This window comes from Cryptosporangium sp. NPDC048952 (genome assembly GCF_043197895.1).
In the GTDB taxonomy this organism is placed as follows: domain Bacteria; phylum Actinomycetota; class Actinomycetes; order Mycobacteriales; family Cryptosporangiaceae; genus Cryptosporangium.
Map to the genome: position 1 here is coordinate 124,633 of NZ_JBICTY010000006.1, position 12,621 is coordinate 137,253.

General features: G+C 72.4%; 6 protein-coding genes. 5 read left to right on the forward strand and 1 reads right to left on the reverse strand.

What is annotated here, in order from left to right; all coding sequences use genetic code 11:
- The 4 genes from ACGFY5_RS30950 to ACGFY5_RS30965 all read left to right on the forward strand — a co-directional run bounded on the left by ACGFY5_RS30950 (position 1) and on the right by ACGFY5_RS30965 (position 9,928).
- Complete coding sequence (locus ACGFY5_RS30950; protein WP_392725275.1) at positions 1-2,007, forward strand: protein kinase; 2,007 nt, start codon at positions 1-3, stop codon at positions 2,005-2,007.
- A gap of 18 nt (positions 2,008-2,025) precedes the next feature.
- Positions 2,026-2,691 carry a Crp/Fnr family transcriptional regulator gene (locus tag ACGFY5_RS30955; RefSeq protein ID WP_392725277.1) on the forward strand — a complete coding sequence of 222 codons (666 nt, stop codon included), beginning with the start codon at positions 2,026-2,028 and terminating at the stop codon, positions 2,689-2,691.
- 122 nt (positions 2,692-2,813) lie between these two features.
- The gene (locus tag ACGFY5_RS30960; RefSeq protein ID WP_392725279.1) at positions 2,814-6,056 is read left to right on the forward strand and encodes an AAA family ATPase; all 3,243 of its coding nucleotides are present in this window, start codon (positions 2,814-2,816) and stop codon (positions 6,054-6,056) included.
- Between the two features lie 2 nt (positions 6,057-6,058).
- On the forward strand, positions 6,059-9,928 hold the full coding sequence (locus tag ACGFY5_RS30965; protein WP_392725281.1) for an ABC transporter transmembrane domain-containing protein: 3,870 nt from the start codon (positions 6,059-6,061) through the stop codon (positions 9,926-9,928).
- Positions 9,929-9,945: 17 nt separating this feature from the next.
- Here ACGFY5_RS30965 and ACGFY5_RS30970 read toward each other — a convergent pair whose 3' ends face one another.
- Positions 9,946-10,236 (reverse strand): hypothetical protein, encoded by a 291-nt coding sequence (locus ACGFY5_RS30970; RefSeq protein ID WP_392725283.1) that lies wholly within the window; start codon positions 10,234-10,236, stop codon positions 9,946-9,948.
- Between the two features lie 1,906 nt (positions 10,237-12,142).
- Here ACGFY5_RS30970 and ACGFY5_RS30975 point away from each other — a divergent pair.
- Positions 12,143-12,589, forward strand: a complete 447-nt coding sequence (locus tag ACGFY5_RS30975; protein WP_392725284.1) for a hypothetical protein — start codon at positions 12,143-12,145, stop codon at positions 12,587-12,589.
- Positions 12,590-12,621: the final 32 nt, after the last annotated feature.

The window sequence follows — 12,621 nt, forward strand, 5'->3', positions numbered from 1 at the left end:
ATGAGTGATCCAGTCGAGTCCGCGCGCCTGGACGGGCTTCGCGCTGCGGGCTACGAGATCCACTCGCTCATCGGGCGCGGTGGGATGGCGTACGTCTACCGCGCCGAAGACACCCGTTTGGGTCGAATCGTTGCTGTGAAGGTCCTGGCGCCGGAACTCGCCCAGAACGACGAGTTCCGGCAACGGTTCCTGCGCGAGTCACGCCTGGCGGCGTCGCTCGATCACCCGAACATCATTCCGATCTACGAGGCCGGCGAGGTCGACGGCCACCTCTACCTGGCCATGCGGTTCGTGGAGGGCGCCGACCTCAAGGTCGTGCTGAAACGGCGGGGCACGCTGACCGTCGAAGAAGCGATGACGCTGTTCGGTCAGGTGGGCGCCGCACTCGACGCCGCCCACCAGGCCGGGCTGGTCCACCGGGACGTCAAGCCCGCCAACATCCTGGTGTCGGCAGCCAGCACGCCGGCCGGGCGCGACCACGTCTACCTGAGCGACTTCGGTCTCACCAAGCGGGCGTCGTCGCTGACCGGCGTCACGGCCACCGGCATCGTCGTCGGCACGATGGACTACGTCGCGCCGGAGCAGATCGGCGGCAAGCCGGTCGACGCGCGCACCGACGTGTACGCGCTGGGCTGCGTGGTCTACCAGGCGCTGAGCGGCAAGGTGCCGTTCATCCGGGACGACGACGCGGCGCTGCTCTGGGCGCACCTGATGGAGATGCCGACACCGGTCAGCTCCCTGCGCCCGGAGGTGCCGGTCGAGGTCGACCAGGTCATCGCGACCGCGATGGCGAAGGGGCCGGAGGGCCGGTTCGCGTCCTGCGGCGAGTTCATCGCCGCGCTCGGAGCGGCGTTCAGCGGCAAGCCGGTGAACCTGCCGACGGCTGCCACCGGCACCGCGGTCAGCCCGAGCAGCGCTCCGCCTGCGCCTCAACCACCGACTCCGCAGTCCCCCACGACGCCGCCCGCGTCAGGGCCGCCGTCGTGGACAGCGCCTCCGGTGTCGGGCGCCAACCCGCAGCAGCAGGGGACGCCGCTGCCCACCGCGCAGTGGACCGGCGGCGAGTACTCGCCGCAGACCTACCCGCCCCAGAGCGGGCCGCCCGCGGGCACCTACCCGAACCAGTACTCGCCGACGCAGTTCCCGCCGACGGCGTACCCCCACTCGGCGCCACCCCACTCGGCTCCGCCGCAGTCCGCACCCCCGCACTCCGCGCCCCCGCAGTCGGGGCCGCCGAGCCAGGGCATGCCCTACCCGTACTCCGGCCCGCCGCATCCCGGTTCGAGCCCGCCGTACCAGTACTCCGGGCCGCCGCATCCGTTTTCGGGGCCACCGCAGGGCATCAGCGCGCCACCGCACGGGGTCGGTGCACCGCCGGCCCGCCAGCACGACGACAAGAAGCGCAAACTGCTGATCGGCGGGCTCGCCGGCCTGCTCGTGCTGGCGATCGCGCTGGTCGTGTTCCTGGTGGTGAAGCCCTTCCAGGAGGGCACCAAACACTTCACGGCGACGACGACCGTCCCGGTCTCGTTCGACTACCCGGAGACGTGGCAGACGCACGGCGAGGGCACGAACGTCGTGTTCTCACCGCACGCCGACGAGGCGTCCACGCTGTTCACCACCACCGGGACGAGCGCCGGCTGGACGCAGCTCGAGCGGGAACTGCGCAGCGACTCGGACTCCGTCGTCGGCGTCTACACACTGTTCGCCACCACCGCGTTCCCCAACACGGCCGACGAGCGCCGGGCATCGCTCGTCGCTCAGATGCCGACCACGCTGTCCCTGGATCCGCAGGAGACGACGGTCGTCGACGGCCGCGACTCCACGCTGCACGACGGCACGCTGCGGCAGGACGGCGGAAGCGGGGAACTGCGGATCCGCTGTTTCGTCACGACCGACCCGACGTCGAACCAGACCGTTGTGCTCGTGTTCTTCTCGTCCGAGGACGCGTGGAACAAGAACGAGGGCAAGTTCAAGGCTCTGCTCGACTCGGTGAAGTTCAGCTAAGAGGAGGACTCCCGGTCGATGGAGTGGTCGACGCTGTCCATGATCAGCGACAAAGAGCGGCGTGAGCTGCTCGCTGTCGCCCGGCGACGGAAGTTCCGCCGGAACGAGGTGCTCTTCCACGAGGGCGACCCGGCCAACTCGTTACACCTGATCGAGTCCGGTCACGTGAGCGTCCGGGTCACCACCGACGCCGGTGACAGCGTCACGGTGGCGGTGCTCGGGCCGGGCGAGACGGTCGGTGAATTCGCGCTCCTCGACCCCGACCCGGCCAAGGCCGTGCGCTCGGCGACCGTCACGGCGCTGGAGGGCTGCGAGACGCTGTCCCTGCAGCGCGACCGGTTCGACGCGTTGCGTCAGCAGTACCCGCGCGTCGACCGGGTGCTGGCGGAGCTGCTGGCGAACGAAGTGCGCCGGCTCAACGGACGGCTGCTGGAGTTCCTCTACCTGCCTGCCGACAAGCGGGTGCTGCGGCGCCTCGCGACGCTCGCCAGGGCCTACGACGACGGCGTCACCCGGCCGGTCGCGGTACCGCTGACGCAGGAAGTGATCGCCAGTCTCGCCGGTACTTCGCGTCCCACCACGAACCAGGCATTGCGGGCCGTGGAAGAGGCTGGGATCATCGCGATCGGACGGTCGAAGATCGAAATTCTCAACCCCGCGGCACTCGTCCGTAAGGCTCGGTGACTCCGTCACTTCCGGCACGGACTGCAATAACCGTCACGCGCGCTCTGCGTGACGTGGCCCACGAAGTCAGGCTTCCGTCAGTCCGGGTGGGCCGGGAAGCGGCGGGCGCCTACGCTACCTCCGTGCCACCCGTGCTCCGGTGCTCGAACTGCGGCGAGGAAAACAACCCGCCGCAGGCTCGGTTCTGCTTTTCCTGCGGAAACGCGATCAGTTCCGAGGACACCCGCGAACTCAGAAAGACGATCACCGTCGTCTTCACCGACGTCGTGGGTTCCAGTGGGCTGGGCGAACGCCTCGATCCCGAGGTCCTGCGCCGGATGATGACCCGTTACTACGAGCACGCGACGGCGATTCACGTCAAGCACGGCGGGCGGGTCCAGAAGTTCATCGGCGACGCGGTGATGGCCGTCTTCGGCCTGCCGAACGCCCGGGAGGACGACGCGCTGCGTGCCGTGCGTGCCGCGGCGGAACTGCACGCGTCGCTCGAGGCACTCAACGAGACGCTCGACCGTGACTGGGGTGTCACGCTGAATCTGCGCACCGGCGTCAACACCGGTGAAGTGGTGATCGGCCGCGCGTTCCTCGGGCAGGACATCACGCTGGGTGATGTCGTGAACGTCGCCGCCCGGCTGGAGACAGCGGCCGAGCCCGGCACCGTCCTGATCGGCGACTCGACGTACCGGCTGTCGCGGGACGCCGTCACCGCGACGATGCTCCCGCCGATGACCGTCCGCGGTCGCGGTGTGCCGGTGGACGCCTGGCGGCTGCTCGCGGTGAAGCCCGGCGCGTCCGGGCACGCCCGGCGGCTGGACGCGCCGATCGTCGGCCGCACCCGCGAGCTCGACGAGCTGCGCCGGCTGTTCGACCGCACGGTCGCCGAGCGTTCCGTCCGTACCGTCACCGTGCTGGGCACCGGCGGCGCCGGGAAGTCCCGGCTGCTGCACGAGCTGCTGGCTCAGATCGGCGATCGGGCGACGGTCCTGCACGGTGAATGCCTGAGCTACGGCGACGGGTTGACCTACCTGCCCTTGGCCGACGTCGTGCGCCAGGCCGCCGGCGCCGGGCCCGAGGAGGACGCCGCCGCGGTCCGCCGGAAACTCGCCGCACTGCTGCCCGGCGACGACCGCACGATCGACGTGCTCGCCGGACTGCTGGGCGAGCCCACCGCGCCGTCGACGTCCACGACGCTGACGACGACGAGCAGCGTCGAGAACCTCCCGCAGGCGATGTACCGGTTCGCCGCGACGCTGGCGGCACGGCGTCCGCTGGTGCTGGTGCTCGACGACCTGCACTGGGCCGAGCCCGCGCTGCTCGACCTGATCGACCAGCTGGCCGAGTGGCTTCGGGACAGCCCGGTGCTGATCTGCTGTCTGTCCCGGCCCGAACTGCTCGAGGACCGCCCGGAGTGGGCTCGCGGCGGCAGCCGCACGGTGACGCTGATGCTCGAGCCGCTGGCCGCCGACGAGTCGGCCGCGCTGCTGGACAACCTGCTCGACGGTGCGGAGGGGGCCGAGGAGGTCCGTTCCCGGATCGTCGCGGCCGCCGAAGGCAACCCGCTCTACATCGAGGAACTCGTCGGCATGCTCCTCGACGACGGTCTGCTCGACCGGGTCGACGGCAGGTGGACGCTCACCGCCGAGATCAACCGGCTGGCGGTGCCGCCGAGCGTCGGGGCGCTGCTCGCCGCCCGTCTCGACGGCCTGCCGAAGGGCGAACGCGGAGTGCTGGAGCGCGCGAGCGTCATCGGTGACGTGTTCTACCGCAACGGTGTCGTCGCGCTCACGCCTCCCGAGCAGCGTCGGGAAGTGACCGGCGCGCTGCTCTCGCTGGTGCGCAAGGAGCTGCTCCGCCCCGAAGGGTCGGTGCTGCACGGGGAGAGCGCGCTGCGCTTCCGCCACCAGCTGGTCCGCGACGCCGCGTACAACTCGCTGTCCAAGCGGGAACGAGCGCACCTGCACGAGGTCGCCGGTCGCTGGATGGAGGAGACGCTCGCCGGGCGGCTGCCCGAGCTCGAGGAAATCGTCGGCTACCACCTGGAGCAGGCCGCCCGCTTCCGCACCGGTATCGGCCCGGCCGACCCGGAGACGCAGGAACTGTCCCGGCGGGCCGCCGAACACCTGGGTCGGGCCGGTCGGCGCGCGTTCGCCCGGCGTGACATGCCCGCGGCGATCACGCTGCTGGGGCGTGCCACGTCGCTGCTGCCCGCCGAGCACCCCGGGCGGGTGGGGCTGCTGCCCCAGTTCGCGGCCGCGCTGGTCGAGCGCGGTGAGTTCAGCCGGGCGTCGGACCTGTTGAGCGAAGCCTCGACGGCGGCCGACCGCACCGGGGACGCCGAACTGCGCGCGGAGGCCGACAAGGTCCGGTCCGTGCTCCGGCTGCTGTCCGGTCCGTCGGCCGACGACACGTCCGGACTCGTCCGCACCGGTGACCGGCCGCCGATCCCCGACCTGTCGACGACCGTCGAGCTCGGCTCCGGTGGTGGTTCGGTCGCGGCGAACTGGACGCTGCTGCGCGACGTGCGGTGGCTGCCGCGGGCGATGAGCGGTGCCGCCGGGAAAGCCGACACGCAGGCCGGCGCGAGCGGCGCCGGGGACGGCGGCGACGGTGCACGGCAGGCGATCGCGAAGGGGTTCGCGCTGGCCGCGGTGCTGGGTGATGCCCCGGTCGAGGCCACTATCGCGCAGTACCGCGCCGAGCTGACGAACGTCACGACGAACCGCACGTCGGAGGTGCGGCTGCGCGGCGCGCTCGCCGGACTGAACGCGATGGCCGGGCGGTTCGACGACGCCCGCGAGCACCTGGTGGCCGCGCAGGCGATCACCGACCGGCTCGGTTTGCGGGTGCGGGCGGTGTCGCTCGCGTACCTCGGTGGGTACGTGGAGATGCTGGCCGGTGACCCGGCGAGCGCATCCGAGAAGCTGCACGCCGGTGCCGAGGAATGTGCCCAGATGGGCGAGCGGTACGTGCTGTCCAACCTGCTGGCCCTGCTCGCGCAGGCGCGGTACTCCCAGGGGGTGCTGGCTGAGTCGGCGCAGTTGGCCAGCGACGCCGAGCGGGCGGCGCCGTCCGACGAGGTCGTCGCGCAGGCCACCGCGCGGGCCGCGCGGGGCAAGGCCCTTGCCCGATTGGGCCGGGTGGAGCAGGCGGTGACCGCGGTGCGGTCGGCGGTCGATACGGTTCGAGGCACTGGTTTGTCCACCGTGGAGGCCGATGTCCTGCTCGACCTCGCGGAAGTGCTGGAAACCTTGAGAGACCCGATCGGCGCCCGGAACGCGGCCGCCGACGCACTGCAACGGTACGAACGAAAGGGCAACGTGATCTCCGCAGCCCGCGCACGCTCGGTCGTTCTGCGGCTGGGTGGGTGACGATGGCCCAGCTCGTCGAGGTCCGGGAAGCCGGACTGGAGCCGCGGACGGCGGTGATCGACGGCGTTGTCGAGGTGGGGCGGGACGCTGCGGGCATCCTGCTGTCCGACCCGGAGACGTCGCGCCGGCACGCCGCGCTCACCAGCGTCGAGGATTTCCTGACCGTTCGTGACCTCGGGAGCACGAACGGCACCACGGTGAACGGTGCCGCGATCCAGGCGGAGACGCTGCTCAATCCCGGCGACGTCGTCGGCATGGGCGATGCCCGGATCCTGGTCGTCGGCCCCCTGACCGATGCCCCCACCGGTGAGATCGTGCCGGACACCGACTCGCTGCCGGAGATTCCGGTGGCGCCGGTCGCTCCGGTGGAGCCGCCGCCGGCGCACGGGAGCGCCCGGGTCGCGAGCCCGAGCGCCCCGGCTCCAGCCGGACGAGCCTCCGTACCCGTCCCACCCGCCCAGCCACCCCAGCGCCCCGCAGTCGGCTCCGCCCAGGTGGGCCACGCACCGGTCGCGCAGCCTCCCGCTGCCCAGCCCCCGGGTGGTCCCGTCCCGGGCGGCCAACCTCCCGGCGGTCCGGTTCCGGGCGGCCAACCTCCCGGCGGGTACGCCCCCGGCGTGCAACCGCCGGGCGGGCAGCCTCCCGGCGGGTACGCCCCCGGCGTGCAACCCCCGGGTGGGCAGCCGGGCGGGGCGGCGGCGGGCGTGCAGGCGCCGGGCGTGCAGGCGCCGGGCGTGCAGGCGCCGGCTGTGGGGTCGGCGCGGCCGGTTCCGGCCGCCGTGCCCGGGACCGCGCAGGTGCCCGGGGCGGCTCCGGGTGGGTGGCGGGCGGCTGCGGCCCCCGGTGGCGCGCCGGTGGGCGTCGCCGGCGGACCTCCCGCAGGTCCCGGCGGCAGGGCCGCCGGAATCCCCGGCGGCACCCGCTTCGACGCCGAACGCCCAGCCTCCGCGGAGGGCAGGGCGTTCCAGACCGGGCAACCCTTACTCCCCCTGCGCCCAGCCCTCGAAGAACTCGTCGCCAAAGAAACCGACGCCGCCGTCCTGCGCTACCGCCCCGGCAGCGCAGGCGAAGCCGCAGCGAACAACTACGCCGCCGCGGTGAAGCGCGCCCGCAAACGCCTGGCGGGCCTCGGCTCCGAACCATGGGGCGTCAAACCCCAGATCTGCCTCGTCGACCCGTTCCCGGACCCGGACGACCCGGCCAACGTCCTCACCTCCGGCACCGTCGTCGACGCCGTCCGCGGCGAGATCTTCGTCGTCGTCACCGCCGAGTCACCTCCGGAACCCCCCGAGCGCCCGCTCGCCCTCTTCTTCGGCGCGGCACTCCCCGCCGCCCAAGACGTCGAGCTGCTGATCGAGGGCTACGGCCTGCACCTGTGCGGCGTCCCGTCAGCCGACTCCTACCTCGCCGACATCGACGAGGAACGCGGCCTCCCGCCGCTGGTCCGCGCCGACGGCGAGCTTCGCACGCTGATGGCGCTCTCCTTCGTCCGTTTCCTGCTCGAACGGGGTAGCGAAGCAGACCTCTGGAAGGTCTTCACGACCGCCCGCCCGGGCGCGACCGACTCCACCATCCAGGAGATCTACGGCGTCGGTCTCTCCGCCCTGGAAGAGCAGTGGCTCCGCTCGCTGGAGGTCGACGAGGAGCCGGTCCGGATCACCGCGTTCCTGAAGCTGGCCGGCCGCTACCTCCGCCCGCACATCCGGCGCGAGATCGAAATCGCGATCTACCTGCTGATGGAGCTCGGCTTCGTCGCGGTGTTCCCGTTCGCGTTCACCAGCCTGATCAACAACCTGACCAACGGCACCGCCGACCTCCAGTTCATCCTGCAACTGGTCGGGCTCCTCGCCGGCACGTTCGCGATCAGCCTGCTCGCCGAGCTCCGCCGCAACTACGTGTCGGCCTACGTCAGCCAGTCGATCGTCCGCGAACTGCGAACACAGATGTTCAGCGGTCTGCAGCGACTGACCGCCCGCTGGTACTCCGGCCGCAAACAGGGCGACATCCTCTCCCGGTTGCTCTCCGACGTCGGCCAGCTGGAGCAGGGCCTTTCGAACACGATCCGCGACGGCCTCTTCCAGCTGCTCTCGCTGATCGTCGCGGCCGGCACGCTGCTGATCCTCAACTGGATCCTCGGCCTGATCGTGCTGATCGGCGCCCCGATCGTCGCGTTCATCTACCGGCGCATGGACGCGCCCGCGCTCAAGCGCAGCAAGGCCGTCCAGGAGAACGTCGGTGTGCTGGTCTCGGTCGCGGCCGAGAGCTACCAGGCGCACTCGGTCGTCCAGGCCTTCGGCCTGGAGGACGAGGAGCGTTCGCGCTTCAAGCGCGCCGCCGACCGGCTGTTCAAGCGTCAGCTGTCGCTGCAGCTCTTCAGCGGCCTGTTCGATCTTTCGGTCGACGCCGTGGTGACGACGCTGCGCCTCATCACGCTCGTGGTCGGCGCGTACCTGGTGATCGGCGACCGGCTCTCGATCGGCGCGTTCGCCGCGGCGATCACGCTGGTCGGCCAGGTGGTCGGCCCGGTCACCGGGCTCACCAACATCGGCCAGCAGATCCAGACCTCGACCGGTGCGCTGCAGCGCGTCAACGAGATTCTCCTCGCCAAGCCCGAGATCGACGATCACCCGCAGGCCACCCCGCTACCGCCGCTGCGGCACGAGATCCGGCTCGCCGACATCGCGTTCTCCTACGACGGCGACCGCCCGACGCTGCGCGGCATCGACGTCACGATCAGGGCGGGCACGAAGGTCGCGTTCGTGGGCCCGACCGGCGCCGGCAAGTCGTCGACATTGCAGTTGCTCATGCGCTTCTACGACCCCGACCGCGGTGCCGTGCTGTTCGACGGCCGCGACATCCGGGGCGCGACCATGGCCTCGCTCCGCGCCCAGCTGGGCGTCGTCTTCCAAGAGACTTTTTTGTTCGACGGGACGCTACGCGACAACATCGGTCTCGGCCGGTTGGGCGCGTCACCGGAGGACATCGAGAAGGCCGCACGGGCAGCGCAGCTGCACGAATACATCACCACCTTGCCCCGCGGGTACGACACCCCGGTCGGCGAGCGGGGTGTGCGGCTCTCCGGTGGTCAGCGGCAACGACTCGCGATCGCGCGGGCGCTGCTCCGCGACCCGGCGGTGCTCCTGCTGGACGAGGCCACGTCGGCGCTCGACCCGCGCACCGAGCGGCTGGTCGCCGAGACGCTCGACACGGTCTCCAGCGGCCGGACGCTCATCGCGGTCACCCACCGGCTGACGTCGATCGTCGACTACGACCGGATCTACGTACTGGAGAGCGGGCAGATCGTCGAGCAGGGACGACACGACGAGCTGGTCGCGCAGGGCGGGATCTACGCCGACCTGTGGGCCGAGCAGAACGGCCTGCCGCGACCGCAGGACGTGTCCGGCGAGGTCGTGGATCCGTCGCGTGCGCTGGCTCAGGTGCCCTTCTTCGCTCAGTTGGACGCCACGGGCCTGGCCATCGCGGCCGGGGCGCTGCGGGAGATCCGGCTCGAACGGGGCGACACGCTCCCGGCGCGGAGCGGGCAGCTCGCTGTCGTCGTGCGGGGGCAGGGGCGGGTGTTCGCTCCGGACCCGACCGGGCGGTCGGTGCAGGTGGCGCAACTCGGGTCGGGTCAGCTGTTCGGGCTCGGGGCGCTGCTCGGCGACGACACCGCGGCGGAGTTGCGCGCGGATCGGCGCATGGAGCTGGGGATCCTCACCGAGCAGGCGCTCTACCACCTGGCGACGCAGTTGCCGCCGGTCGCGGCTGCGCTCAACGCGCGGCGGGCGGCGTCGGCGCCGCTGGGTGGCGAGCGGCTCTCGCAGATTCGGATGCTGCCGCCGGAGCTACGGCGGTTACCCCCGGCGTCGTGAATCTCTGACCGAACGGACTAGCCGGGTACGTTCGCGAGGTAGTACACGGCTGCGGCCCGGATCCAGTGGCGACCCGGGTCGCCGTAGGGGTCGAGGGTGTGGCGCGACGGGTCGGGGATCGCGCGGTGACCGATGATCCAGGCGTCGTGGCCGGTAGAGAGCCTGGCCCTGAGCGTGTTCATCATGTAGTCGCCGGCGTCCTGCCGGGTGAGCGGGCCAACTTCCGACATGTTCGCTTCGAGAGTCTTCTCGCACATCTTCTGGTCGAGGACGAAGAACAGGTCGTTGACCGCCAGGCGCACCCGCATGAAACGTAACGATACGGCATATAACAGTTTTTGTACCTTCTCGATGTTCTAGACGGGTACGGTTCGTCGGGGATTCACCGGGGTTGGTGAGACGGTCGGATTTCCCTGTTGCGCGAGGCACTGGAATGATGCAGCGCGACCGGACCCGAGGAGAACGATGGCGCCGGAACATCCTCCAGCCACCGGCCCCACGCCGGAGAACGAGCCGACCGTCGCTGCTGCGATGGCGCGTGCTGCGGCAGCAGCGAAGCGTCCTGATCCGAACGCCGCGAACCGCGGGAAGCTCACGTCGCGGCTCCGCGGCCGCTCCGCGTCCCCCACCCAACCCATGCCCCTGCTCCCCCCACCCCCCGGTGCCCCGATGCCGCAGCGCGGCGCGCAGCCGCAGGGCGCGCAGCCGCAGGGCGCGCAGCCGCCGCAGGGCGCGGGCGTACCGCCGCAGGGCGCGGGCGTACCGCCGCAGGGCGCGGGCGTACCGCCGCAGGGCGGCCGGCCCGCAAGGCCCGTTCCAGGCCCCTCCAGCGCCATTACAGGCACCCCCGGGTCCGCCCCGACTGGCACACCCACTGCCCCACCCGCGCAGCGATCCCCCGCGGTGGGCGGCGCCCCCGCACAGCGACCCCCCACCGCGAGCGCCCCCGCACAGCGAATCCCGGCCGCAGCCGGCCCGCCCACGCAGCAGACCCCCGCCGTGGGCGGCGCCCCCGCACAGCAACCCCCCACCGCGAGCGCCCCCGCACAGCGGATCCCGGCCGCAGCCGGCCCGCCCACGCAGCAGACCCCCGCCGTGGGCGGCCCGCCCACGCAGCAGACTCCCGCCACGGGCGGCGCACCCGCGCAGCAGGCCCCCGCAGTAGGCGGCGTGCACGCGCAGCAGACTCCCGCCGTAGGCGGCCCGCCCACGCAGCAGACTCCCGCCGTAGGCGGCCCGCCCACGCAGCAGGCCCCCGCCGTGGGCGGCCCGCCCGCGCAGCGGGCTCCTGCCGTGGGCGCGCCCGCGCCCAGTTCGGCGCCGCCCGGTGGGCAGCGCGGGGCGTTACCTCCGCCGCCTGCCGCGTGGCCGCCGGCCACAGTTGGCTACCCGGGCAGTCCGGGCCTCCAGCCCGCGCCGCGCAAGGCAGGCATCCCGGACCCACCGGCGCCGAGCTTCGAGGACGCCCCCACGAAGCCCCTCACCCCGCCGACGATCCCCGCCGCCTCCGACCCCGAAAAAACCCGCCCCACCTCAGCAGCTCCGGCCACCTCGGGCCAGGCCGCCCGACCCACCTCCGCAGTCCCGGCCACTCCGGCTCAGATGGCCCAACCCACCTCGGCGGTTCCCGCCGCCTCGGGTCAGGCGGGCCGACCCGTCTCCGCGACTCCAGCAGCGCCGGGCCAGACCGCCCGACCCACCTCCGCGGTGCCGGCTCAGGCGACCCGACCAACCTCCGCGGTTCCGGCCACGCCGGGTCAAGCGACGCGGCCCACCTCCGCGGTTCCAGCCGCACCGGGTCAAGCAGCCCGACCCACCTCGGCGGTTCCTATCGCGCCGGTCGCAGCGGCTGCGGCGCAGCCGACCTCGGCGGTCCCGGCGCCGAGCGGGCCCGGCCAGGCGAGCACACCCGGAGCTTCTCGGGCGCCAAGCGCGTCAGGAGCCTTGGGGGCGGGCAAGCCCGGAGCCTCCGGGCCAGCAGGTAGGCCCGGAGCCCTCGGAGCGGCGAACACGCCGGCCCCCGGAGCGCCTAGCACCCCCGGAACCCCCGGAGCGCCTAGCACCCCCGGAACCCCCGGGGCGCCTAGCACCCCCGGAACCCCCGGGGCGCCTAGCACCCCCAGAACCCCCGGAGCCCTCGGGGCGCCCGGCGTGGCCGGGGCTGCGGGTGCGGCCGGGGCGCCTGGGGGCGCGCGCGAGACGATGGATTTTCCGGTGTTTGAGGCCGCGCCTCACGACGACGGCACTCAGGGCAAGTGGGCCCTCAACGCCGGACGCGGCCCAGCGGGCGGGCCGGTCCTCGGCGCACGCAACCCCAAGACCACGGCCCGCAACAAACTCATCGTCCTGGGCGGCGTGCTGATCGCCGTCCTCATCGTGGGCTTCGTGCTCGTCCTCCCGGCCCTCGCCGGCGACTCCGCCGACGAGACGAAACCCTCCCCCGCGGCAGCGACCCCCACCGCCGCCCCCACCTCAGCGAGCCCGAGCCCCACCCCTCCCCGCCCGAGCGCATCCGCCGCCGGCGGCGAGTACGTGGAGCCGTACGTCCCTCCCGCCCCGAAGCCGACGTCCGCGTCCCCGGATGAGGACGAAGACGAAGGTGACGGCGACTGGGACAACGACTGGGACGACGACGACTCCCCCTGGTGGGAGGACCGCTAAGCGCTGCCCCCTGACGGTGGAGCCCCCGATAG